Annotated in this window: 20 protein-coding genes and 4 tRNA genes; 12 read left to right on the forward strand and 12 right to left on the reverse strand. The window is 62.1% G+C overall.

Translation table 11 applies throughout. From position 1 onward, the window contains the following. Window positions 1–88: 88 nt before the first annotated feature. On the reverse strand, window positions 89–859 hold the full coding sequence (locus tag PverR02_RS09550; RefSeq protein WP_046384177.1) for a hypothetical protein: 771 nt from the start codon (window positions 857–859) through the stop codon (window positions 89–91). 357 nt (window positions 860–1,216) lie between these two features. On the opposite strand from PverR02_RS09550, the gene PverR02_RS09555 reads away from it, so the two are divergent. The 4 genes from PverR02_RS09555 to PverR02_RS09570 all read left to right on the forward strand — a co-directional run bounded on the left by PverR02_RS09555 (window position 1,217) and on the right by PverR02_RS09570 (window position 1,629). Further along, window positions 1,217–1,292 (forward strand) — tRNA-Glu (locus tag PverR02_RS09555). 2 nt (window positions 1,293–1,294) lie between these two features. Beyond that, window positions 1,295–1,370 (forward strand) — tRNA-Gly (locus tag PverR02_RS09560). Between the two features lie 104 nt (window positions 1,371–1,474). Then, window positions 1,475–1,550: transfer RNA gene (locus PverR02_RS09565), tRNA-Glu, on the forward strand. Between the two features lie 3 nt (window positions 1,551–1,553). After that, window positions 1,554–1,629, forward strand: a tRNA-Gly gene (locus PverR02_RS09570). 283 nt (window positions 1,630–1,912) lie between these two features. Here the strand turns inward: PverR02_RS09570 and PverR02_RS09575 are convergent. Beyond that, window positions 1,913–3,535, reverse strand: coding sequence for an acyl-CoA synthetase (locus tag PverR02_RS09575; protein WP_017846813.1), 1,623 nt, complete (start codon window positions 3,533–3,535; stop codon window positions 1,913–1,915). Between the two features lie 261 nt (window positions 3,536–3,796). Here PverR02_RS09575 and PverR02_RS09580 point away from each other — a divergent pair, with 261 nt between their 5' ends. Continuing rightward, window positions 3,797–5,296 (forward strand): PAS domain-containing sensor histidine kinase, encoded by a 1,500-nt coding sequence (locus PverR02_RS09580; RefSeq protein WP_079443187.1) that lies wholly within the window; start codon window positions 3,797–3,799, stop codon window positions 5,294–5,296. A 16-nt stretch (window positions 5,297–5,312) separates the two neighbouring features. Then, a complete protein-coding gene (locus PverR02_RS09585) occupies window positions 5,313–5,948 on the forward strand; it encodes a response regulator transcription factor (RefSeq protein ID WP_017846815.1) in 636 nt (211 codons plus the stop codon). Window positions 5,949–5,954: 6 nt separating this feature from the next. On the opposite strand, the gene PverR02_RS09590 is transcribed toward PverR02_RS09585, so the two are convergent. Next, complete coding sequence (locus tag PverR02_RS09590; RefSeq protein WP_017846816.1) at window positions 5,955–6,569, reverse strand: TetR/AcrR family transcriptional regulator; 615 nt, start codon at window positions 6,567–6,569, stop codon at window positions 5,955–5,957. Then, the gene (locus tag PverR02_RS09595) at window positions 6,562–7,413 is read right to left on the reverse strand and encodes a 3-hydroxybutyryl-CoA dehydrogenase (protein WP_017846817.1); all 852 of its coding nucleotides are present in this window, start codon (window positions 7,411–7,413) and stop codon (window positions 6,562–6,564) included. The genes PverR02_RS09590 and PverR02_RS09595 overlap by 8 nt, the downstream gene beginning before the upstream one ends. A gap of 161 nt (window positions 7,414–7,574) precedes the next feature. Between PverR02_RS09595 and PverR02_RS09600 the strand changes: the two genes are divergently transcribed. Next, complete coding sequence (locus PverR02_RS09600) at window positions 7,575–8,621, forward strand: AraC family transcriptional regulator (RefSeq protein ID WP_046384175.1); 1,047 nt, start codon at window positions 7,575–7,577, stop codon at window positions 8,619–8,621. Window position 8,622: 1 nt separating this feature from the next. Here PverR02_RS09600 and PverR02_RS09605 read toward each other — a convergent pair whose 3' ends face one another. After that, entirely contained in the window at window positions 8,623–9,642 is a 1,020-nt protein-coding gene (locus tag PverR02_RS09605; RefSeq protein WP_079443188.1) for an AraC family transcriptional regulator, read from the reverse strand. Between the two features lie 259 nt (window positions 9,643–9,901). On the opposite strand from PverR02_RS09605, the gene PverR02_RS09610 reads away from it, so the two are divergent. After that, window positions 9,902–11,680 carry an acyl-CoA dehydrogenase gene (locus PverR02_RS09610; protein ID WP_046384173.1) on the forward strand — a complete coding sequence of 593 codons (1,779 nt, stop codon included), beginning with the start codon at window positions 9,902–9,904 and terminating at the stop codon, window positions 11,678–11,680. A 43-nt stretch (window positions 11,681–11,723) separates the two neighbouring features. Further along, on the forward strand, window positions 11,724–13,229 hold the full coding sequence (locus PverR02_RS09615; RefSeq protein WP_057005314.1) for an acetyl-CoA hydrolase/transferase family protein: 1,506 nt from the start codon (window positions 11,724–11,726) through the stop codon (window positions 13,227–13,229). A gap of 53 nt (window positions 13,230–13,282) precedes the next feature. Here the strand turns inward: PverR02_RS09615 and PverR02_RS09620 are convergent, their stop codons facing one another. From PverR02_RS09620 to PverR02_RS09645, 6 genes are all read right to left on the reverse strand, one after another. Further along, window positions 13,283–15,022, reverse strand: coding sequence for a dipeptidase (locus PverR02_RS09620; RefSeq protein ID WP_079443189.1), 1,740 nt, complete (start codon window positions 15,020–15,022; stop codon window positions 13,283–13,285). Window positions 15,023–15,206: 184 nt separating this feature from the next. Further along, a complete protein-coding gene (locus tag PverR02_RS09625; protein WP_079443190.1) occupies window positions 15,207–16,424 on the reverse strand; it encodes a phospholipase D-like domain-containing protein in 1,218 nt (405 codons plus the stop codon). Window positions 16,425–16,480: 56 nt separating this feature from the next. Continuing rightward, window positions 16,481–17,128, reverse strand: a complete 648-nt coding sequence (locus tag PverR02_RS09630; protein WP_079443191.1) for a MotA/TolQ/ExbB proton channel family protein — start codon at window positions 17,126–17,128, stop codon at window positions 16,481–16,483. Window positions 17,129–17,145: 17 nt separating this feature from the next. Then, window positions 17,146–19,425, reverse strand: a complete 2,280-nt coding sequence (locus PverR02_RS09635; protein WP_079443192.1) for a TonB-dependent receptor — start codon at window positions 19,423–19,425, stop codon at window positions 17,146–17,148. A 24-nt stretch (window positions 19,426–19,449) separates the two neighbouring features. Continuing rightward, on the reverse strand, window positions 19,450–20,175 hold the full coding sequence (locus PverR02_RS09640; protein WP_079443193.1) for an energy transducer TonB family protein: 726 nt from the start codon (window positions 20,173–20,175) through the stop codon (window positions 19,450–19,452). Between the two features lie 2 nt (window positions 20,176–20,177). Beyond that, entirely contained in the window at window positions 20,178–20,585 is a 408-nt protein-coding gene (locus PverR02_RS09645; protein ID WP_005786670.1) for an ExbD/TolR family protein, read from the reverse strand. 190 nt (window positions 20,586–20,775) lie between these two features. Between PverR02_RS09645 and PverR02_RS09650 the strand changes: the two genes are divergently transcribed. Together PverR02_RS09650 and PverR02_RS09655 are read left to right on the forward strand one after the other, a co-directional pair. Continuing rightward, window positions 20,776–21,330: a GNAT family N-acetyltransferase gene (locus tag PverR02_RS09650; RefSeq protein WP_079443194.1), complete on the forward strand. Its 555-nt coding sequence runs from the start codon at window positions 20,776–20,778 to the stop codon at window positions 21,328–21,330. Further along, window positions 21,327–22,901 (forward strand): alkaline phosphatase D family protein, encoded by a 1,575-nt coding sequence (locus tag PverR02_RS09655; RefSeq protein ID WP_079443195.1) that lies wholly within the window; start codon window positions 21,327–21,329, stop codon window positions 22,899–22,901. The genes PverR02_RS09650 and PverR02_RS09655 overlap by 4 nt, the downstream gene beginning before the upstream one ends. On the opposite strand, the gene PverR02_RS09660 is transcribed toward PverR02_RS09655, so the two are convergent. Next, window positions 22,898–23,524 (reverse strand): alanyl-tRNA editing protein, encoded by a 627-nt coding sequence (locus PverR02_RS09660; protein WP_017846825.1) that lies wholly within the window; start codon window positions 23,522–23,524, stop codon window positions 22,898–22,900. The two genes, PverR02_RS09655 and PverR02_RS09660, sit on opposite strands and share 4 nt — an antisense overlap. A gap of 89 nt (window positions 23,525–23,613) precedes the next feature. Here PverR02_RS09660 and PverR02_RS09665 point away from each other — a divergent pair, with 89 nt between their 5' ends. Next, a complete protein-coding gene (locus PverR02_RS09665; RefSeq protein ID WP_079443196.1) occupies window positions 23,614–24,546 on the forward strand; it encodes a LysR family transcriptional regulator in 933 nt (310 codons plus the stop codon). Window positions 24,547–24,578: the final 32 nt, after the last annotated feature.

The raw sequence follows: 24,578 nt of genomic DNA on the forward strand, positions 1-24,578 counted from the left end.
AGACTTTTGTACGCGAGTCGGCGGCGAGGGGATAGATGCTAAATGATGGCATGTGGCGAGGAGCGCTCGCCACATGGGGTGGGGGAGGTCAGTCGTAGATGACTTTTTTCTTCCACTCGGCGTCGGTGTCGGCGACTTTCAGGCCTTCGGTCAGTTCGTTGACTTCATCTTCCGCCGGTTTGCTGTTGGTCAGCACCGTGGAGTTGGCGCGCGCCAATTGACTCTCCAGCAATTGCAGTTGCTCTCTGTAGATCGCCGGCTCAGGCTGTTTGCGCAGGTACTGCACGCCGCGCTCGAAGGCCAGGCGCGCCTGGCCCGGCTGGTTCTGTTGCAGGGCATGCTGGCCGAGGTTGTTGAAGAACTCGATGTGCAGCAGGACCAGGATGTGGCGAATCTCCCTGATCCAGTGCTTGGCTTCATTGGCCGGCAGGAAACCGTCCTGGGCGGCGCGGGTGACCTGGCCGTGCAGGGCTTCGAGCAGGAAGCGCACGTCCTTGGCCTTGGCTTCGGTCTGGATCGGGCCGGGCGGGTTGTTGACCGGGATCGATTCGCCCTGGGCCACCAGCGCATTCAGTTCGGCGATCCGCGCCTTGAGCGGTGCGCTGGACTTGTTGAGGTGCAACAAGCGCTGGTTGACGTTGAGTTCCAGGCGGGTCAGCAGCAGCTTGAGTGCCGGAGTCATCAACTGGCCGGGGAAGGTCTCGGTGATTTCACCACAGCGACGCAGCCGGTCATTAAGCTCGATCACGGTGCGTTGCTTTTCCAGTTTGTTGTTTTCCACCACATGGTTCATATAGCCAATGGCGATCAGTATTGCGATCCCGGCTATTACCAGCAGGGTGATCATGAGTGGTGTCACCGGTGCGACCTCTTTATAGGGTTTGCTGTTGAGTGTAGTGACTGAGACATCTGCCGGATAGGACTGTTCGACCAGTTGCCCAGGTAGTTTCTTCTATATACGTAAGCATTCCCTGCGTAGATGCACAATGCCATCAGTTGCTGAGCGAACTATAGCGTCTTGTCGGGCGCCAGAATATAGGCGTCAAGGCGCGGACGCGCAGAATGCCCGCACGGGCCTGGAAAGGGGGGCGAAGTCATTGATTTAAATAAATTTATCCTGGGGGGTTGACGACCTTTCAATCCATCCATAGAATGCGCGCCACTTGCAGCGTAAAGCACACAGCGAAACGCGGCAGGGAGTGAATGTTGTACGTGTGTCCCCTTCGTCTAGTGGCCTAGGACACCGCCCTTTCACGGCGGTAACAGGGGTTCGAGTCCCCTAGGGGACGCCAATGCGGGAATAGCTCAGTTGGTAGAGCACGACCTTGCCAAGGTCGGGGTCGCGAGTTCGAGTCTCGTTTCCCGCTCCATTTTTAAGCAGTGTTGCCTTCGGGCGGCATTGAGTGAAACCAGGACCAAGTCTTCGGACGAGGCCTCTGGGCACTGAAATACACACCATGTGTTTCAGTAGCGTGTCCCCTTCGTCTAGTGGCCTAGGACACCGCCCTTTCACGGCGGTAACAGGGGTTCGAGTCCCCTAGGGGACGCCATTTGCGGGAATAGCTCAGTTGGTAGAGCACGACCTTGCCAAGGTCGGGGTCGCGAGTTCGAGTCTCGTTTCCCGCTCCAATTTTTGATTTGCAGTGTCCATCGGACCTGGGAGTCAGCGAAAAAAAGACGCTTCGGCGTCTTTTTTCGTTTCTGCGATAAATCAAATATTGCATCTGCTGAGGGTGGCTTGAGCGCTTCGGGCTATCCGGCACACCTCAACCGCACCTGCACAAAAAACAATGCCCTCCATAGAGGAGGGCATCGGTTTGAGGTTGGCTGCATCAATCCCGTCAGCGAGCGTCCATGCCGTTCAATCGGACACGAGCGTGTGCGCGCAGCGTTCGGGCTTGATGGAAACGGCCTAGAGCTTTTTCGCCATGTCGCGCAGCATGAACTTCTGGATCTTGCCTGTCGACGTCTTCGGCAGCTGTGTGAACACCACCGTGCGTGGCACCTTGAAGCCCGCCAGGTGTTCGCGACAGAAGCTGATGATGTCGGCTTCGCGGACGTTCTGGTGGTCGGCCTTGAGGGTGACGAAGGCGCACGGCGTTTCACCCCATTTTTCATCGGGGCGGGCGACGACCGCGGCTTCGAGGATTGCCGGGTGGCGGTACAGCACACCTTCGAGTTCGATGGTGGAGATGTTCTCGCCGCCGGAGATGATGATGTCCTTGAGCCGGTCGCGGATTTCGACATAGCCGTCAGGATGGGTCACCGCCAGGTCGCCGGTGTGGAACCAGCCGCCTTCGAACGCTTCGGCGGTTGCCGTCGGGTTCTTCAGATAGCCTTTCATCACCGTGTTGCCCCGCATGAAAATCTCACCGATGGTGTGGCCATCATGGGGGGTGGGTTCGAGGGTTTTCGGGTCGGCGACCATCACGCCTTCCAGGGTCGGGTAGCGCACACCCTGGCGCGCCTTGATCTGGGCGCGTTCTTCCAGGGGCAGCTCATCCCATTCCGAGTGCCAGGCGCACAGGGTCACCGGGCCATACACTTCGGTCAGACCATAGACGTGGATCACCTTGATGCCCATTTCTTCCACGGCGCCGATGACCTTGGCGGGTGGCGCCGCGCCGGCGACCATCGCGTTCACCGGGTGGTCGATGGCAGCCTTGGCCGAGTCGGGCATGTTCACCAGGGCGTTGAGCACGATTGGCGCGCCACACAAGTGGGTGACCTGATGCTCGCGGATCAGGTTGAGGATTCTCTGTGGGTCGACGCGGCGCAGAAACACATGGACCCCGGCCAAGGCTGTGATGATCCACGGGTAGCACCAACCGTTGCAGTGGAACATCGGCAGCGTCCACAGGTACACCGGGTGGTTGCCGATCGCCCAGATCATTTGGTTGCCCAGGGAGTTCAGGTAGGCCCCGCGGTGGTGGTAGACCACACCCTTGGGGTTGCCGGTCGTGCCCGAGGTGTAGTTCAGCGAGATGGCTTGCCATTCGTCTGCAGGCCACTGCCAGGCGAAATCCGGATCGCCTTCGGCGAGAAACGCCTCGTAGTCCAGGTCGCTGACCGGCTGGCCTTCGCCGTATTCCGGGTCGTCGACATCGATGACCAGCGGCGGATGGTCAAGCATGCCGATGGCCGCATGCACCACATCGTGGAACTCACGGTCGGCGATCAGTACCTTGGCTTCGCCATGCGCGAGCATGAAGGCGATGGCCTCGGCATCCAGGCGCACGTTGAGGGCATTGAGTACCGCGCCAATCATCGGCACGCCAAAATGCGCTTCGAGCATGGCCGGGATGTTGGGCAGCATGACGGCCACGGTGTCGTTTTTGCCGATCCCGCGACCGGCCAGGGCCGAGGCCAGGCGCCGGCAACGGCTGTAGGTTTGCGCCCAGGTGGCGCGTATCGATCCGTGGATCACGGCAGGGTAATCGGGATAAACGCTGGCAGTGCGTTCAATGAAGCTTAAAGGCGAAAGAGCAATGTGATTAACGCTGGTCGGCTCGAGGCCTTGGTCGAAAATGGACATGGTGCGGATACCCGGTGGCTGATTATTAGCTCTATTGTTCGAGACGCTGGTAACGGCAGTTAAGCTGACGGTGCCGGCCTTGAGGCTTTATCGTTGGCACGCCGGTCCCTGCGGGAAAAGCTCAATGACTTCTCCGGCGGCTTTTATATACTGTCCGCGCAGATATATGGAAGTACTACCTGTGTTGTATAGTATATGTACTATATCTTGATGAAACGCTTCCGCTAACCTCGACGTTCCCCTCCCTGTATAGGTTCTATGATGATCGGCAACTCCGTGCGCTTGACAGGCGGTTCGCCGCTGCTCAGGCATGACCCGCAGCCGAGTCTGCTGCTCGATGCCCAGGCTCGGCCGCTGGAGTTCAACGCGGCGCTGCTGGCGTTGCTTGAGCAGTTGTCCCCGGTCGATTGTATGAGCCTGTTGCCGATCAATTGCTTGCCGCTGGTGCAGGCGTGCCTGGGGCAGCAGCGGGCGATCGAAAACGTCGAGGCACAGTTCGCCGAGCGCATTCTGGTGTGGACGTTCATTCCCGACCCGGGTGAAAACCGCGTGCTGGCGCGCTGCCGGGAAGCCAGCGCGCAGATTGTCGCCGAGCGCGAATCCACCAAGGCGCGGCGCCTGTATCGGCTGATCATCGAAAACACCACCGACCTGATTTCCCGGCACACCCCGGATGGCGCTTTTCTCGACGCTTCACCGGCTTCCTGGGCCTTACTGGGCTATTGGCCGGGGGAATTGCGCGGGACTCGGGCACAGCGCCTGTTCCATCGGCAAGGCTTGGCGGGGTTGGTGCGGCGCGCCCGGGAGGGCCTGGAGCAGGACGGTTATTACACCATGACCTATCGCATCCGCCATCGCCAGGGCCATTACCTGTGGTTTGAAACCGCCTGCCGGGCGATCCGCGAGACCTACACCGGCGCGGTGGTGGAGGTGGTCAGCGTGTCCCGCGACATCACTGCCAGGGTCCAGGCCGAGGAAACCACCCTGACCGAACGCGAGCTGCGCGAGGCCCAGCAACGCCATCATCAGGACGAACTGGCGCACACCGCGCGCGTGGTGACCCTGGGTGAACTGGCATCGGGTATCGCCCATGAAATGAATCAGCCGCTGGCGGCGGTGGTCAATTACGCCAACGCCAGCCAGCGTTATCTGGCCGCGATGGGCAGCGATTCGCCGGCGGCCGAACGGGTGGCTCAAGGCCTGGAGCGGATCTCGGTGCATGCCAATCACGCCGCGCAAGTGATCAAGCGCTTGCGTGCGTTTCTGCGCAAGGGGCGCCGCCGCATGGAGGCGCTGAACCCCGGCGAGGTCGCCCGCGAAGCGGTGCGCCTGTGTGCCTGGGAGGCCAGCGACTGTCAGGTGACGATCGAGGATCGCCTGCCGGATAATCTGCCGCTGATTTACGCCGACCGGGTGTTGCTGGAACAGGTGCTGCTGAACCTGCTGCGCAATGCCATCGAGGCGAATCGCGAAGCCCATCCCGGCCAGCCCTCGCTCATCGTCATGAGTGCCTTGGCGCAGCGTGACGGGTGGGTGCAGATCGACGTGAGCGATCAGGGCCCCGGTGTCTCGCCGGCGCAGTTGGAACAGATATTCACGCCGTTCTATACCAGCAAGGCCAATGGCCTGGGCCTGGGCTTGTCCATGAGCCGCAGCATTATCGAAGGCTTCGGTGGCGAGTTGCAGGCCGAACCGATGCCGGTCGGGCTGCAAATGTGCTGCCGCTTGCCCACGCTCGCGCAGAGCGGCGCTCCACAATAAGAAGAGGAATCAAGCGATGGTGAGCGTGACGGAACAGGTGGTGTATGTGGTGGATGACGACCAGGGGATGCTCGACTCGACCGTCTGGTTGCTGGAGTCGGTGGGCCTCAAGGCGCTGCCGTTTACCAGTGGCCGCGAGTTTCTCGACGCCTGCGACAGCCGCCTCAACGCCTGTGTGCTGCTGGATGTACGCATGCCGGGCATGGGCGGCCTGAATGTTCAGGAGCACATGCGCAGCCGTGATTTGCACCTGCCGGTGATTTTCGTCAGCGGCCACGCCGATGTGCCGATTGTGGTCCGCGCGTTCAAGGCCGGGGCGCATGACTTTATCGAGAAGCCCTACAACGAACAGTTACTGCTGGACAGTGTCCTGCAGGCCCTGAGCAAGGCCGATCATCGCCAGAGCCTCGGTGAAGGACCGGCGCGGGTACAGGCGCGGCTGCAGCAACTCACGCCACGCGAGCGCGATGTATTGCTGCCGTTGGTGCAGGGTTATACCAACCGCGAAATCGCCGAGCAGTTGGGCGTCAGCGTCAAGACCATCGATCTGTATCGCGCGCGGGTCATGAAGCGCATGGCGGCCAGCCATTTGCCGGAGCTGGTGGGGATGGCGATTGCCGCCGGCCTGGTGGACCCCCTGCAATTGCGCTGATAGGCCTCAGGCCACGGCAATCTGCAGGCTCGGCCGGTCGCTGGCCCTTGTTGCCAGCACGCGCTCGATGGCGCCGGTCAGCAGGTTTTCCAGTAACTCGGTGCGTTCGGCATCATCCAGCGCCTGCCCGGCCAGCCAGCTCGGCGCATTGTTCAGCAGCGTGGCGATCGCGTGGCCGGCCGCTTGCAGGGCGTGGACACTCAGCCGCCGCGGTCGCCCGAGCATTTGCAGCAGTCGGCGCTCGTATTGTTCGCGCAACTGCCGGACCCGTAGCTGCTGGTCTTCCGTGAGGCAGCCGCAATCACGCTCCACCAGGCGGAAGTGCCATGGCATCTCTCGATGCAAATTCAGGTGGGCGTGGATCAGCCGTTGCAGGTTGTCCTGGCGTGAGCGCGGCCGTTGCTCGACGCGCCCCAGGGTGGTCAGCAGTTCTTCGTAGAACTCTTCGATCCAATCCAGCAGCAGGTGCTGCTTGCTGGGGTAGTGGTGGTACAGCGAGCCCGGGGTCAACCCCAGGCTGCTGGCCAGCTCGCGCATGCCGACTTGACCGAAGCCTTTACTGGCGAGCAACTCCAGGGCCTTGTTGCGGTGTTCGCACAAGCGCGAGCGATACTCAGCCATAGGTATGGAAGCCGCGCCCGGTCTTGCGCCCCAGGTAACCGGCGGCCACCATTTCCTTGAGCAGCGGCGCGCTGCGGTATTTGCTGTCCTGGAAGCCCTCGTAGAACGCTTCGAGGATCGCCAGCAAGGTGTCCAGGCCGATCAGGTCGGCCAGGGCCAGCGGGCCGATCGGCTGGTTGCAGCCCAGGCACATGCCGGCGTCGATGTCTTCGGCGCTGGCCAGGCCTTCCTGGAACACCAGGATCGCTTCGTTGATCATCGGCACCAGAATCCGGTTGACCACGAAACCCGGGCGGTTGCCGGCGGTGATCGCAGTCTTGCCCAGGTGCTGCGCCAGCTCGATGGCCTGAGCGTGGGTCGTGTCGCTGGTCTGCAGGCCACGGATCACTTCGATCAGGCCCATCACCGGCACCGGGTTGAAAAAATGCAGGCCGATAAAGCGCTCGGGGGCGTTAACGCCAGCCGCCAGTTCGGTGATGGACAGCGAAGACGTATTGGAGGCAATCACGCATTGCTCATCGACGTGAGCGGCGATCTGTTGCAGCACGCGCCGCTTCAGTTCGAGGTTTTCCGTGGCGGCCTCGATGACCCATTGGGCATTCGCCAGGCTGGCGTAGTCGGTACTGGTGCGGATCTTGCCCAGCGCCGTATGCTTCTGGGGTTCGCTGAGGATGCCCTTGCTGACTTGGCGATCAAGGTTCTTGCCCACGGTGGCCAGGGCTTTTTCCAGGGCGCCGGCGGAAATGTCCAGCAAGGTCACGTTGATGCCGGCCACGGCGCAGATCTGGGCGATGCCGTTACCCATGGTGCCCGCGCCGATCACGCCGATATTCTGCAGATTCATCGTCAGTCTCTCTTCAATTGTGCGCTGCCGTCGCACGGCAGACATGCCTTGCAATACGGTCCATTGGGCGAGAGTCTAGGGCCCGACAATGTGGCGGCCTATGCCGAAACCTGTCAGTTGTATTGGCGTTTCTTACCATGTGTCCGCTACAGGAACTCAGAATGATGCCCACCCGGGAAAAGGATTCGGTTGCCGTCTACTTCGTGCAGGTCATGATCCATGCGCTACGCGATCAGCCCGAGCGGCTCGCCGCGGTGCTGTGCGAAGCGGGCATCGCGCCGGCGTTGCTGACCCAGCCCGAGGCCCGGGTGCCGGCCAGCGCGTTTGCGGCGTTATGGCTGATTCAGATTCGGGAGTTGAACGACGAGTTCTTCCGCCTGGACTCCCACGGCATGCCGCCGGGCAGTTTCGCCCTGATCTGCCGTGGCCTGATCCAGGAGCCGAACCTGGGCAAGGCGCTCACCCAGTGCCTGGCCAGTTTCGCCCTGTTCCTGCGCGATTTTCGCGGCAGCCTCAGCGTGCATGGCAAGCGCGCGGTACTCAGCCTGGAAGTTGGCGGCGGCGATGAGGACACCCGGCGTTACGGTGAGGAAACCTTCCTGGTGCTGATGATCAGCCTGCTGTGCTGGCTGGGCGGACGCCGCGTGCCCATCGATCGCGCCGACTTTCGCCATGTGCGTGCGCCGCTCAGCGACGATCAATTGCTGTGGGGCTACAACCTGACGTTTGGCGCGGCCCGCACCGAAATCGAGTTTGCCAGCAGCTACCTGCGTCTGGCCGTGGTGCAGGACTTGGCGTCGCTCAAGGTGTTTCTGCGCAGCGCGCCGCAATGGCTGGTGATCCGCTTTCGCAACCAGGACGGCATGGCGACCCAGGTCTACCAACGCCTGCGTGGCAGCCACTACAGCCAGTGGCCGGCGCTGGAGGATCTGGCCGTGGATTTGCACATGAGCCCCAGCACCTTGCGCCGCCGATTGGAGCGCGAAGGTTGCTCGTTTCAGGAGATCAAGGACGAAGTGCGCCGCAGCCTGGCGCTGGAACTGCTCTGCCAGACGCGCGCCAGCATCGGTGAAATCGCCGCGCAATGCGGTTTTCAGGAACCCAGCGCATTCCATCGCGCGTTCAAGAAGTGGACCGGCGAAAGCCCGGGGCGTTACCGCGAGCGGGTCCAGGGCAAAGTGTCGCGGCCTGCGCGCCTGGACGCCTGAGTCATTTTCGGTTGAGCGCCGCGTCGCGGTAAGTCCTGGGTAACTCGCCGGTCCATTGGCGAAAGGCCCGGGTGAACGCCGAAGGGTCCGAGAACCCCAGCTGTTGCGAGGTCTGGTTGATCGACATCGACGTCTGGCTCAAGTAGTGAATGGCCATGTCGCGGCGTACCCCGTCCTTGAGTTTCTGGAACTTGCTGCCTTCGGCCAGCAGCTTGCGCCGCAGCGTTCTTTCCGTCAGGTGCAGCTCACTGGCGGTGCTCTGGATGGTGGCCTTGGCGAGATCGCTGACGTTCTCCAGGTGGTCCAGCACCCGTCGCGTGTAAACCGGGTAATAGGCGGGGCGGGTGAACCAGTCCACCGGTGCGCGCTGCAGGTGGTAGGCCAGGGTTTCCGCGGTTTGTACCAGCGGCGCGGTGAGCATCCGGGCGTCGAACACCAGGCAGGTCTCGGGTTGGTCAAAATGCGTGGGGCACGGAAACATCAAGCGGTATTCCGCTGAATGGGCAGGCTCGGGATGGTCGAACGTCACCCGCTTGAGCGTGATCCGCTGGCCGATCAGCCAACTGGGGAAACGATGCCAGAGCAAGAGTAAAAAACCCCTCAACAGGTAACCGGGGTCCAGGCTCGGGTCGCTCAAGGCCATGGAAAACATGGCCTCATCACCGACGACTTTCAGCTCCAGGTGCAGGGAGTCGTTCATCACGTTGTAGAAATGGCTGAGCTTGTAATACACCGAATGCAGGTTGTGCGAGTGGATCACTTGCTTGGCCATTATCGCGAAGCAGCCCTTCGGGCAGCGCTGTGAGCCTGCGCCGAAAAACTCATCATCACTCAAGCGCCACACGGCCTGCATCAAGCGACTGAACTGGTCGGGGGTGATGCGCAGGTGCAGGTTGTCCAGGCGCTTGCGGCTGATGCCGGCTTCCTTGAGCAATACCTCTTCGTCCAGCGCGAGGTGGCGCGCAGCCGTCATCAGGATGTGGGCGAAGTACATGGAGATGGAATAACGCTCGATGCCCATCGTTCAGGAGTCCGGCAGCAGGGGAGGTTAGTTTAGCCAAAAGTGACTGTCCGTTTATGTCTGTTTTTCGACTGATTTGGTAATTGCCACGCGGGGCTGGATCGGAGGAAGCTGAATAGAGCTTTGCGCTGCTGGCTTCGTCCCTGCTTGCTACCGACCCGGGTTTTTAAGGTAATGGCCGTTTTGGTCAATTACCCGGCATGGGGTAGCGGGCGAAGGGTGTAGCGGCCTGTCTAACGAGTGAATGAGGAAAGTAACAATGAGTGGTTATGCCCATCCGTACCGCGACACCGAATTCGTGCTGGAGGAACTGGTCGGCTTTGAGCAGTTGTGCGCGAGCGCCCAGCTTCAGGATGTCAACAGCGAGTTGGTCAGCGCCATCTTGAGCGAGGCAGGCCGCTTGGGCTCCGGCGTGCTGGCGCCGCTCAACCGGGTCGGTGATACCCAAGGTACGCACCTGGGGGAACAGGGTGTGCAAGAGGCACCGGGTTTTGCCGAGGCATATCGGCAATTCCAGGAAGGCGGCTGGCCCTCGTTGACCGCTGCGGAGCAACACGGCGGGCAGAACCTGCCGAACGTGATCGGCACGGCCGTCAATGAGATCTGGCACTCAGCCAATATGGCGTTCGCCTTGTGCCCCATGTTGACCCAAGGCGCCATCGAAGCCATCGCCCATCACGGCTCGGCCGAACTGCAAGGCGCCTACCTGGAAAAACTGGTGAGCGGCGAGTGGACCGGGACGATGAACCTGACCGAGCCGGATGCCGGCTCCGATCTGGCGGCCATCAAGAGCCGCGCCGTGCCCCAGGGCGACCACTACCTGATCACCGGGCAGAAGATTTTCATCACCTGGGGCGATCACCAGATGACCGACAACGTCGTGCATTTGGTCTTGGCACGCTTGCCGGATGCGCCGGCGGGCGTCAAAGGCATTTCGCTGTTCGTGGTGCCCAAGTTCCTGCTCGATGCCCAGGGCCAGCCGGGTGTGCGCAACCGCGTGCAGTGCATCTCCCTGGAACACAAACTGGGCATTCATGGCAGCCCGACCTGCGTGATGAATTTCGGCGATCCCGAAGGGGCCGTCGGTTATCTGCTTGGCGAGCCGCACATGGGCCTGGCCTGCATGTTCACCATGATGAACCACGCCCGCCAGAGTGTCGGCCTGCAGGGGCTGTCGATTGCCGAGCGCGCTTACCAGCAGGCCCGTCAATACGCCAAGGACCGTCTGCAGGGCACGCGCAAGGATGGCAGCCGTTTCTCGATCATCCACTTTCCCGATGTGCGCCGGATGCTGTTGCAGATGAAAGCGTCCATCGAAGCGATGCGCGCGTTGTCGCTGGTGGCCGCCGCCGAAGTCGACCGTGCCGCGCATGCGCCCACGCCGGAGCTGGCGCGCCATCACCAGGGGCGGGTCGATGTGTTCACCCCGATCGTCAAAGGCTGGCTGACCGAACTGGCCCAGGAAGTCACCTCCCTCGGCGTGCAAATCCACGGCGGCATGGGCTTCATCGAAGAGACCGGCGCGGCGCAGCATTATCGCGATGCGCGCATCCTGACCATTTATGAAGGCACCACCGGCATTCAGGCGCTCGACCTGGTGGGGCGCAAGACCCTGCTGAACCAAGGCGCGTTACTGAACAGCCTGCTCGAGGAAATGGATGAAACCGTCGAGCAACTGCGTCACATCGATGCCCTCGACTATCAGGCCGTGGCACTGGCCGCTGCGCTCGGCGCCGGGCGCGAGGCCTTGTCGCGGTTACTCGACAACGCCAAGCACGATGCGGATTGGGCCGGCAGTGTCAGCGTCAACTTCCTGATGCTCTTCGGCTACCTGTCGGGCGGCTGGCTCATGGCGCGTTCTGCTGTGCAGGCGCATGCGCAGTTGGAAGCCGGCACGGGCGATGCGGCCTTCCTCAAGGCCAAGGGCGTCAGCGCACGCTTCTACGCGGAGCAATTGTTGCCGCGGGTACACGCATTGTTGGCGGCGGTCAGCGCTGGGAGCGCGAGCATCATGGCGTTGGATGAAGAACAGTTCTGACAGCGCGTTGATTTTTGTGCCTAACTTTTTTGAGGTTCACCCCATGCATCACCAGCGCATCCGCCTGGATTCCTTGCACGAAAAAATCATGAGCGCGGCGCAGGCCGCCGCGTTCATTCAAGACGGCATGACCGTGGGCATGAGTGGTTTCGGTGGCGCAGGGGACGCCAAGGCCGTGCCGCTGGCGCTCATCGAACGAGCGCGGCAGGATCCGCTCAAGATCAATCTGATCACCGGCGCGAGCCTCGGTCGTGGCCTGGACGGGCAGATGGCCGAGGCCGGGCTGCTGGCGCGGCGCATGCCGTTTCAAGGCGACCCGGTGCTGCGCAAGGCGATCAACGAAGGCCGTGTGGTGTTTATCGACCAGCACCTGAGCGAAGTGGTCGAACAACTGCGTGACGGCAGCCTGCCCAATCCGGATATTGCGGTGATTGAAGCGGTGGCGATCACTGAGCAGGGCCATATCGTGCCGACGTCTTCGGTCGGCAATTCGGCCAGTTTCGCCCAGACGGCACGGCAGGTCATCGTTGAGCTGAACCTGGCCAGCAGCCCCTATTTCGAAGGGATGCACGATATTTTCCTGCCCCACGGGCGCCCTGGCCGCGGGCCGATTCCGGTCATCCGCGCGGATGATCGCATCGGCACCCAGGCCATCGAAATTGACCCTGCCAAGATCGTCGCCATCGTGCTCTGCGACACGCCGGAATCTGCGATTCCGATGCTGCCGCCCGATCATGAGACCCAGGCGATTGCCGACCATCTGGTGGCTTTTTTCGAGCAGGAAGTGGAGCACAAACGCTTGGGCAGAAGCCTGGCGCCGTTGCAAGTCGGCGTCGGCTCCATTGCCAACGCCGTCATGTGCGGGCTGATCGATGCGCCGTTCACCGACCTGGTGCAGTACTCGGAGGTGTTGCAGGATTCGACCTTCGAATTGCTCGACGCGGGCAAGCTGAAGTTTGCCTCCGGCTGTTCGATTACCTTGTCCGGCCCCTGCGGCCAGCGGGTGTTCGGCAACCTGGGAAAATACGCCGACCGCCTGGTGTTGCGGCCCCAGGAAATTTCCAATAACCCGGAAGTGATTCGACGCTTAGGCGTGATTGCCATCAACACCGCGCTGGAGTTCGACCTGTACGGAAACGTCAATTCCACCCACGTTTGTGGCACGCAGATCATGAATGGCATCGGTGGCTCGGGAGACTTCGCCCGCAACGCGCTGCTGTCGATTTTCGTGACCAAGTCGATCGCCAAGGACGGTGCGATTTCCCGCGTGGTGCCGATGGTCAGCCATGTCGACCACACCGAGCATGACGTCGATATCCTGGTGACTGAGCAAGGGCTGGCCGACCTGCGCGGCCTGGCGCCGAAAGAACGGGCCGAGTTGATCATCAACCACTGCGTGCATCCGGATTATCGCGAGGCGTTGCGCAGCTACTTCAAGGCCGCGTGCGCCAAAGGTGGGCATACGCCGCATGTGTTGAGCAAGGCCTTGAGCTGGCACATCAACCTGCAGGAAACCGGTTCGATGCAGGCGGCCGCCGTCGGCGTCTAGGGTGTCTGCGCCAACTGAAACAAGCCCGCCATTGCGGCGGGCTCCTGCCGCATTCAGAGCTGCGGTAACTGACCGACCCGCGCCATCATTTCGGTGACGATTTGCAGGTCGAGGAGGAACTGCTCGACGGTCTTGAACTCATTGTCGGTGTGCCCGGTGTACTTCTCTTCCGGGCGTGCCAGGCCGAACTGCACGCCGTTGCGCAGTTCATGCACGGAGGTGGCGCCGGCCGAGGTGCCGAACGCGTGTTTCATGCCCAGGTTTTCCGTGGCCACCGCCAACAAGGCCTTGACCCACTCACCTTCCGGGTTGCGGTACATCGGTTCGGCGATCGAGTAGGTGAAGTTCACGTTGACCTTGGTTTTCTTGTCCCAGGCGCTGAGCTTGTCGGCAATTTGCGCTTTGAGTTTCTCCGGCGACTGACCCTTGGGCACGCGCAGGTTCACCGCCAGCTTGAAGCTCTTGTCGTCGAGGTCGACGAACGTCAGCGAGGTGGTCAGTGGGCCCATGAAGTCATCGGCGAAGCCCACGCCCAATTTGCCGCCCAGGTAATCCAGGCCCCAATTGTCGGCGGCATAACGCGCCGCGTCGGTGATGTGGTTGTGCTTGAGGGCGATCTTGCCATCGACGCTGTGGATCAGCTCCAGCATGCGCGCAACCGGGTTCACCCCGGATTCCGGTTCGGACGAATGCGCCGAGACCCCGGTGACCGTCAACTGCACCTGTTTGCCGACCACCTTGGCGCTCACCTGGAAGTCACCGCCATTGCGCTCGGCGTATTGCGTACCGGCCTCTTGCAGGCTGGCCGCCAACTCGGCGGGCTTGTCGCTGAGCAACGTGGCGACCGACGCCGAGGGAATCTGGTTGGTGGCCTTGCCGCCGGTCATGGCGATGATCTCTGCGCCTTTGCCTTCGCCTTTGCGGCGTGGGAAGGTGGCCATGATCGTGCCGTAACCTTTTTCGGCAATGACCACCGGGTAGCCGCCATCCAGCGCCAGGTTGTACGGCGGCGTCGGGTTGCGTTCGAAGTAATAGGGGATCGCGTCGCCGGAGGTTTCCTCGGTGGTGTCCACCAGCAGCTTGAACGTGCGCGCCAGCGGCAGCTTCTCTTCCTTGATCACCTTCATGGCGTACATCGCCACCACGATGCCATTTTTGTCGTCTTCAGTCCCGCGGCCGTACATGCGGTCGCCAATCAGCGTGACCTTGAACGGATCGAGCCGGGTGCCGTCTTTCAACACCCAGTTTTCCGGCGTCACCGGCACCACATCCGCATGCGCGTGGATGCCCACCACTTCATCGCCGCTGCCTTCCAGGGAGATTTCGTACACGCGGTTATCGATGTTACGGAAGTTCAGGTTGAAGGCTTTCGCCAGGCCCTGCAGCTTGTCGGCGATCTTGAGGAATTGCGGGTTTTTGTACTGCGGCACGCCGTCGACGTTGAACGTCGGAATTTCCACCAGCTCGCGCAGGGTCTCGGTGGCGGCCTTGGCGTATTTCAGCCGCGCATAAATGCCCAGCAGGCGATTGATTTCGTTCTGTTGCTCGGCGCTCAGGGGTTTGTGCTCGAGAAAGGCGCTGATCGCCGGCCCCGTATCGCTGGTTTTGCCCAGCTCGCCCTGGGCCAGGGTGCCGAGGAAACCGTTGAAGTCAGTGACCGAGGTTGCGCTGAAGTCCTTCAGAATCGCCGTGCTCTGCTGTGGGGTGATATTGGCGAAAGCCGGGCTGACGAGGGTCGAAAGGCTCGCGGCGAACACGCTGGCGACAGCCAATTGCTTGAGTGGAAAGTACATGGCGGGACGCATTCCTTTGCTGGTAGTGAGTGGGGGATTTCTGATCATTAAGTCAGAAATATTTCCACACACTACCACCACAGGGACTGAGAATGGCAGACCTTGGCGTAGGAAATTTCTCAGTCAAACGCCCCCGCGTCGAAGGGTACATCCCTGTGCGCGCGGGCGTTGAATCGTGTTCAGGTCAAGGTTGGCCAGGGTGCGGCGCAGGGTAATCGGCCGTTACGTCCAGTGCTTTGGCGTAGGGCCCATCCCACAACTGCTCATGCAATTGGCCTATACGCTTGGCCATCGCTTCGCTGTGCATGACCACCTCCAGGTTGCGCGAATTATCCAGATAACCGCCCAGCCAATTGCTGGTGCCGACCCAGGCCACTTGCCCGTCGATCTCCAGGGTCTTGCTGTGGATCACCCGTGCGTAGGGGATAAACCCTTGCTTGGCCTGGGGCAGGGTGACGATCTTGATCTGCACGTTGGGCAGCACCGCGAGGCTTTTCAAATAGGGCAGTTCCAGCGCATCGGTGTTCCAGTTGGACACCATCAGCTTGATCGACACCCCGCGTGCGGCGGCGGCACGCACCGCGTTGTCGATCACCGCATAGTAGGGCCGGGTTTTATCCGGGCCGTAGGACAGCGGCGCGTAGTCCAGCAGTTGCACGCGCACTTCGTGCTTGGCTTCGCCGAGCACGCGCGGCAGTTCGAGTTGGGAGTCGCCCACCCCGGGCGGGTTGTAGCGTTGCGGGCTGGCCACCAGGTAATTGCCGCTGCGCGCAGGCGCCTGGCCGGCCATCGGCAGCGGCACCGGGCTGTGTGCGCTCAGCGCCGCCTGGGCTTGCCAGTCCTGATCGAAAATCGCCTGGACCTGGCCGACCACCGTGGCGTCGGTGATGCGCAGCCCGGTTTCGTGGATATGTTCCAGGGAACGCCAGTCGAAATTCTGGCTGCCGACAAACGCCTGCTGCCCATCCACCACCATGTATTTGGCGTGGATGATGCCGCCACTCAGTTGCGCGTAGGGCAGCACGCGCAAGGTCAGGTTGGGAATCGCGCGCAGGCGTTCCAGGGTGGAAGCTTCTGATAGGCGAATGCCTTTTTCCTCCAGCAGGAAGCGAATTTTCACGCCGCGTTTACCGGCGGCTTCCAGGCGCTCGATCACCCGCTCCAGCACCGAGCCTGGATGGTCGGCGGCATAAAACTGGCCGATGTCGATCGTGCTTTTCGCGCCGTCGAACAGCTCGATCCATACCGGGCCCGGCTGGCGTAGATCGGCGCTCGCCAGGTCGGTGTCCAGCGGCACGGTGTGTACCAGTTCAAACCCCGGAATTGAAAAGTCCGCCTGGGCCAGCGGACTGAGCAGCAAGCCGGCGAGGCCGGCGATACGGCATTTCATCGATAGGGACATAGGCATCTCGTCAGGGAAAAAGACAGGGCGGGCGCCTCACGCGCCCGCCCTGACAGTCATGCCGTGCGGCTGTGCAACGAGGCGGGCACCAGGTGCGGCACTTCGCCTTGCACGCGGGCCCCGGTGGCAGCGCGGATCAGCAGGATCTTTAACTGATCGTTGATGCGTTCCAGGCTGTCCTGGAAGAAGTTGTGGAACACCACGCAGAACAGCGCGATGGCGATCCCCAGGCCCGTCGCGAACAACGCGGTGCCGATACCGCCGGAAATCTGCCCAGGGTCGGACACCCCCGCGCTGGCCAACGCCTTGAAGGTGTCGATGATGCCGAGGATGGTGCCGAGCAAGCCCAGCAACGGCGCGGCGGTGGTGATGGTTTCGATGATCCACAGGCTGCGGGCCAGTGGGGCGCGGGTGGTCAGGTACTGGGTTTCGATCACATCATCCAGGTCCTTGCGCGAACCCTGCGAGGCTTTCTGTGCCAGCACCGGCATCACCATGTTCAGCGGCAGGCTGTCGCGGCGGCTCAGGCTTTCCGGCAGGTCACGTTCGCTGTGTACGTGGGCGCCCAGCACCTCGGTCAAGGCACGGGCCTGGCGGCGCACATAGGCGAAGTAAATACCGCGCTCGATGGTGATAAAGATGGCGATGGCCATCGCGGCGTACATCACATAGAAGGTGATGTCGTGGAGCAGGTTCATGTTCATGTTCGATTACCTCGCCGTTAGAAATTGGCTTCCAGGGACACCGTCACGGTGCGTTCCAGGCCAACGATGTAGGCCGGGTCGCCGTCGCGGAAACCGCTGTAGCTGGCCGCGTTGGTCTTGGTGGTGTACACGCCGTCCAGGTACTTCTTGTCGAACAGGTTGTCGACGTTCAGGCGCAGGGTTGCGTCCTTCACCACTTTCTTGTCCACCGGCAGGTAGATACCGGCGCCGGCATTGAACACAGTGCGGCCGGAGATGGCTTCGTCGTTGGTCAGGTCACCGTAGAGCTTGCTGGTGTATTTGCCGCCGAAGGTGCCGTAGAAGCGTCCGTCGTCATACCCGATGTTGGCGGCCAGCATGTTTTTCGGCACGTTGGCGAACTGCTTGCCGCTGGTGGGCAACAGGATGGCTTTGCCCGCGTTGTACACGGTCAAGTCGTCCTGTTGCTCGGCCTTGGTATAGGTGTAGGAGGTGTAGTAGTTGAAGTGGTGGGGCAGCAGGCCGCTCCATTCCAGCTCCAGGCCGCTGTTGTTGACCGATCCGGCGTTGATGTCGGCGAAGTCGCCGTTGACGTCCTTGGACGAAACCTGGCGATCCTTGAACTGCATGTAGAACAAGGTGGCGGCCACGGTCATGTCGTCGCCGGTGAAGCGCCAGCCCAGCTCATGGTTCCAACTGGTTTCCGGCTTGGAGTTGATCGAGTCCACGCCCTTGTCGTACAGCACGTAGTTCTGTGGGATACGCATGTTGCGCGACAGGCTGTAGAACAACTGGTCGCGTTCGTCGAGCTGGTACTTGAGGCCGGCGTTGGGCAGCAGCTTGTTGTAGGTCTGGTGACGTTTTTCCGGCTGCTCGGTGAGGCTGCCGTTGTTGGTGCCGTCGCGCTTGACGTTCATGTAGGCCAGGCCGGCCACCAGGGTCCAGTCCGGGTTGATGTACCAGGTGTCCTGGGCCCAGACTTTCTGCGCCGGCGTGACGGTGAAACGATCGCGGCCTTGCACGGTGTTGCCGTTGGCATCGACCACGGAAGTGCCGTCCGGCCAGGTGTCGGTAGGCTTGCCGTTGCTCTTGAGCGCGATGAACGGTTGGGTCTGGCTTTGGCGCGCTCGCTCGTACCAGTAGCCGAATTGCAGGCTGTGATCGCCCAGGTCCCAGTTCAGTTTGGTGGTAATGCCGGGGCGCCAGGTCTGGGTGCGGGAAGGGCGGTAGTACACGCCGGTGGTGGAGGAGCCGTCGGCATTGTATTGCGCGGCGGTGGGCAAGTTGCCCAGGTCGAAGACGCCGCCTGCGTTTGAGCCGCGGTTCAGCGCGTAGCTCGACGAACCGACGCCGCTGCCGTTACCCCAGTAGTAATACGGGATCACCGACAGGGCCAGGTTGTCGGCCAGTTTGAACTGGGTATTGAGCACGCCGGTAAAGGTCTGGAACGGGTTCTGCGCGAGGGCGTAGTAGCTGTTGAGCTTGCCGTTGCTGCCGACCGTCGGTGTGGCGGGGTAGGGGTCGAACTTGCGGCCGTTCTGCTGGAACTGCGATTTGGTCAGTTGGCTGTAGCTGTTGTTGTCCTGCTCGTGGTACTTGAGGATCAGGTTGGCGGTGTTGCCGTTGCCGGCGTCGAAGAAGCTGTTCCACTCGACCTTGTCCGCACGCACGGCGCCCGAGCCGCGCCACATCTGCCCTTCGGTATGGGACGCCGACAGCCAGTTGCTCAGGCCGTTGACCTCACCGGTGTTGAGCCGGGCAAAGGTCTTGCGGGTGGCGTTGCTGCCGATGGTCTGTTTGACGAAGGCCCCGGTTTCCTTGGTGGGGCGAATGGTCACGATACCGATGTTGCCGCCGCTGGAACCGATGTGCGGGCCGTCGGCCTCCGACGAGCCTTGGGTGACGAAAATCTGGTCGATGTTTTCCGGGTCGCCCAACAGGTTGGAGTACAGCGCGTAGTTGCCGGAGTCGTTGATCGGCATGCCGTCCACCGACATCCCCACCTGGTCGGAGTTAAGCCCGCGCATGGTGAAGCGAAAACCCGACAGGCCGGTGGCATCTTCGCTGGAGATGTTCAGGCCCGGGGTGTACTTGAGCTTGTCGATGGCGTTGCCGGTGGCGGTTTGTTTATCCAGCGCTTCCTTGGTTATCGTGGAGCGCCCCTTGATGCTTTCTTCCTGCACCATGTAACCGCCACCGGCAGTGGCCTTGCCCTGTACGCCGATGGTGCCGACGTCGCTGTCGCCGGTGTCGGCCATGACCATGCCATGCCCCATGCTCGCGGCAACGAGTGCCAGATGAATCCGTGTGAACCTCATCAGTGTCGTCCTAGTGTCGGGTGCTTATTGCACGCTGTAGTTGAAGGTGGCGGTGAAGCGCTGCTCGTTGCGCCCCCCGAAGGCTTGCTCGGGGAACGGCTTGACCTGCTTGATACGCCGCAGGCTGTTGGCGGCGGCCCGGTTGAGCAACATGCTCGAGGCCGGGGTCTGCACGCCGGAGTCGAGTACCCGACCCTGGCGGTCCACCAGCAGCCAGACCACCACGTCGCCACTTGGGCGTTCGAGGGAGGCCTGGCGTCCGGTGGGGTATTGCTTGTAAGTGTCCAGCTCGTTACGCAAACCCTTGAGGTAACCGCCCTCCAGGGCCTGGCCGTCGACCTTGGGCGGTGCGGGCGGGGCCGGAGTCGGCGCAGCCTGGGCGACCGCCGCCGGCGCGGGTTTGGCCGCCACCGGGGGCGGTGTCGGCGTGGGTTTGGCGACCACGGGCTTGGGCACCGGCTTGGGCTTGGGTTCAGGTTTCGGCACCGGCTTGGGCGGTGGCGGGGGCGGTGGTGGAGGGGCCGGCTCGGCCTCTTCATCCTCGATCACCGGCGGTGGCGGTGCTTGCTCCACCACGGGTGGCGGCACCACCTCGGGCTCCGGCTCGACCAATGCCAACTCGACCGCCGACTCGTCGTACACCGGTTCGACCTTCAACGTCTGGGACTGGATACCCAGTGCAATCAGCACCAGGGCGATCAGGGCCGGGACACTGCCCAGCAGCCGACGCGCACGAAACAGGACATACATGATCAGGACTTACGCGTGGCGATGGACACGGAGGTAAAGCCACCCAGACGCAGGGTGTCCATCACCTCCACCAGGCGCGAAACCTCCACGCCCTTGTCGCTGTTGACGATGATCGTCGACTTGGTATCCGGCTTTTCCGCCGCCTTCAGCGCCGGTACCAGAGCGTCGACCGTGAGGTCCTTGCCATCCAGTTGCAACTGGCCTTCCAGGCCCAGGGTGAGGATGAATTTGTTCTGCGGCTTGAGCTGCTGCGAACTGCTGGCGCTGGGCAGTTGAGTCTTCATGCCGAGTGCCGGAATCACGTTCAGACTCACGAGTACGAAAAACACCAGGAGGAACATCATCACGTCGATCATCGGGATCAGTTCGATGTGTGCCTTGCGTTTTTTCGGTTCGTCCCAGGTTCTCATTCCGCTACCCCGTTATTGAATTAGGGGCGACACGCTAACAACGAAAAATGACCGAACGGTTAACTTTAATTTACGTTTTGACGTGTCTAGGACGTGTCTTACAGATCGGTTTCCGGTCAATTTCACGACGTAATGAAACTGAAACGCCGGGGGTACATTCTCGAAAAATTTACACCGAGAGCCGTCTTGTATGAGTCAGTCATTGCCGCATTTGTTGACTTCGCGTTTGCTGTTGCGGGCGCTGGAAAGCGACCAGGCCGCGGTACTTTCCAGCCTCGCCAACGGGCCGAAGATTGCTGACAACACGGCCAACATTCCATCGCCCTATACCCTGGAAACGGCCCGGACGTTTATTGACGGGATGCAAGACAAATACCGCGCCGGCAACCTGTTGAGCCTGGGCATGCACCTGCGCGAAACCGGCGAATTGATCGGCATCGTCAGCCTGCGTCTCAATGCGCGTCACCACTACGGGCACCTGGGCGGATGGGTGGCGGCGCACTGTCGCAACCAGGGCTATGCCGCCGAGGCAGCGCGTGCGGTGATGGACTTCGGGTTCGCCGAACTGGGTCTGTACCGAGTGGGCAGCCAATGCTTTGCCCGCAACAAGGAGTCGGCGCGGGTCATGGAGAAAATCGGCCTGCTGTACGAAGGCTGTATGCGCGCCGCGTTTCTCAAGAATGGGGTGTATGAGGACTTGCTCGGGTTTGCGACCGTGCGCAATGACTGGGAGCGCCGGGCGTGAGTCGCGCGGTTGACCATGATCGGCGCCGGGTGCTGGCCGGGCTGGCGCTGGCCACCACCTTTTCGATCCTCAGCCCGTTTGCCCGCAGTGCGGGGATCGATTATCCGTTCACGTTGGGCGTGGCCTCGGGTGATCCGTTGCCGGATGGTTTCGTGATCTGGACGCGCCTGGCGCCGTTGTTCAATGCGGCGGACGGTCGCGGCGGGTTGGCGCGTGCGGTGCCGGTGCGTTGGCGGGTCGCCAGCGATGCGGGGATGACGCGCATTGTGAGGCAGGGCGAGGTGATGGCGAGTGAGCGCTTTGCCCACTCCGTGCATGTGGAGGTCGCGGGGCTGGAAGCCGGCAGGCCGTATTGGTATCAGTTCGAAGGGCTGGGGGCGCAGAGCGCGGTGGGGCAGTCGCGTACCGCGCCGGCTTTGCATGCCCTGGCGACGGCGCGCTTGGGGTTCGTGTCGTGCTCCCACTGGGAACGCGGGTACTTCAGTGTCTATCGTCACCTGGCGGCGGAGCAGCCGGACCTGGTGTTTTTCCTCGGTGACTATATCTACGACAGTTCCTACGCGGCCGATTCGGGAAAAGTCATTCGTTCCCACGGCAGCGGCAACGCGCTGACCCTGAGCGACTATCGCAACCGCTATGCGCTGTACAAGACCGATCCGGATCTCCAGGCCTTGCACGCGGCGGCGCCCAGCGTGGCGACCTGGGACGATCACGAGGTGCAGAACGACTATGCCAGCCGCTGGTCCCAGGACCCGAAGGTTGCCGTGGCACAGTTTCTCAAGCAGCGGGCGGCGGCGTATCAGGCCTATTACGAGCATATGCCGCTGCGCGTGAGCAGCCTGCCCAACGGGCCGGATATGCGCGTTTATCGGCGCCTGGACTACGGCCGCCTGGCACGTTTCCATGTGCTCGACGGTCGACAGTATCGCTCCGAGCAACCGTGCATTCAGGCCAACGGCAGCCATCAGGGCCACATCGCCGCCAACACCTGCAGCGACTTGCGCGACCCCGCTCGCACCATGCTCGGTTGGCAGCAGGAGGCCTGGCTGGACCAGGGGTTTGCCCAGTCGAAAGCGCAATGGAACGTGATCGCCCAGGACTTGCTGGTGGCGCCGCTGCTGCAGCGCGACCTGACCCAGCACACGCTGGGCCATTGGACCGATGGTTGGGATGGCTACATGGCGAACCGTTCACGGATGCTCGCGTCCATCGCGCGCCACCAGCTCAACAACCCGGTGTTCTGGGGCGGCGATATACATTCATTCTGGGCCACCGATTTGCATGCCGATGCCAACAACCCGGACTCGCCCGTGCTCGCCACCGAGTTCGTCGGCACCTCGGTGACCTCCGATGGGCCGCCTTATGACGTCTTCACCCAGATGCTGCCGCAGAATCCCCATGTGAAGTTTTTCGACAGCCGCCAGCGCGGGTATGTATCGGTGGCGTTGGATAGCCAGCGCATGCTCACGGACTTTCGTGTGATTACCGATCCGCGTGACCCGGCCGCCACGGTGTCGACGCTCAAGTCGTTCGTGGTGGAACCGGGGCGGGCCGGGGCGATCGCGGTTTAATCCAGGCTGTAGCGCACCGACAGCGTGCCCTTTTTCTCCGACACGGCCAGGATCGTCACCTGGCCCAATTCGCCTAATGCCTGGACATGCGTGCCACCACAGGCATACGCGGGCAACTCGCCGAAGCCGACTTCGCGGATGCCGTCTTCCAGGCGCATCTGGCGCGGGTAGTCGGCGGCGATCCAGTGGTCGAGCTGTTGTTGAAGCGTGTCGGCCTCCATGGCTTGTGCGCTTTCGCCGCGGATAAAGGTGATCTTGCCTTCGCCCGGCCAGTGGTGAGCCTTGATCGGCATCCAGCCCAACGCCTCGCCGGCGTTGCCGATCAAGTGTCCGGCGGAATGCAAGCGGGTGTGCAAGGCACGGCGTGGTGCATCGACCCGTGCGTTGATCGGGCCCGGTTCTACGGGCTGGTCGAGGTAATGCACCACGCGCTCCGCCTCCTGGGTCACCCGCAGCACCCGGCTGTCGCCCAGCCAGCCGGTGTCGAATGGCTGGCCGCCGCCCTGGGGGTGGAAAATCGTCGACTGCAGCGTGACCGCAAACTGCTCTTCGTGGGCGGTGCAGCTCAGCACTTCAAGCTCGGCGGTCAGGTGGTCGTGGGTGAAAAACAGGCGCTCGGTCATCGTCTACATCCGCATCAAGGTTCTGCGGGCAGTATAAATAGTGCGCAGATGGGTGATAATCCGTTCAATTATCAATGGACTTGTGCGTCATGAGCATCAATCTTCCTTTGCCGCTGCTGGGTGAAATGGCGATTTTCGTCAAAGTGGTGGAAGCCGGCAGTTTTTCTGCGGCAGCGCGACAACTGGGCGTGTCGCCTTCGGCGGTGAGCCGCAGCATCTCGCGTCTCGAACAGGCGTTGGCCACGCGCCTGCTGCAACGCACCACGCGCAAACTGCGTTTGAGCGAGGGCGGCGAAGAGGTGTTCAAGCGTTGTCAGGAGATGGTCAACGCGGCGCGCTCGGTGATGGAAATCAGCGGCCAGTTCACCCACGAAGCCGAGGGCCTGGTGCGGGTCAGCGTGCCCAAGGCGGTGGGGCGGTTCGTGGTGCATCCGTATATGCCGGAATTTCTGCGGCGCTATCCCAAGGTCGATGTGCAACTGATCCTCGAGGACCGGCAGGTGGACCTGATCGATGACAACGTCGACCTGAGTATCCGTATCACCGACAGCCCGCCGCCGGGCCTGGTGGGGCGGCAATTACTGCCCATCGAACACGTATTGTGCGCGACGCCGCAGTACCTCGCCGAGCACGGCACGCCGAGTCATCCCCATGATCTGCTGGCGCACAGCTGCATCTACCTGGGCGAAACCCCGGGGGACTCGCGCTGGAAGTTTCGCCGGGCGGGCAAGGCGGTCACGGTGGGCGTGCGGGGGCGGTATGCGGCGAACCACACCGGCGTGCGCCTGGATGCGGTGTTGCAGCATGTGGGGATTGGCAGCTTGCCGTATTTCACTGCACGGCATGCGTTGGATGAGGGGCGCCTGGTGCAGGTGTTGCCGGCGTGGGACTTTATTGCGTCCTACCATGGCGAGGCCTGGCTGCTGCACTCGCCGACGCGGTACCTGCCGCCGAAGGTGCGGGTGTTCATTGATTATCTGGTGGCGTGCATGGCCACCGAGCCGACGCTGCGCCGACGGTAGTGTGGGAGGGGGCAAGCCCCCTCCCACATTGA

Origin of the sequence: Pseudomonas veronii, from assembly GCF_002028325.1 — a bacterium.
Classification (GTDB): Bacteria; Pseudomonadota; Gammaproteobacteria; order Pseudomonadales; family Pseudomonadaceae; genus Aquipseudomonas; species Aquipseudomonas veronii.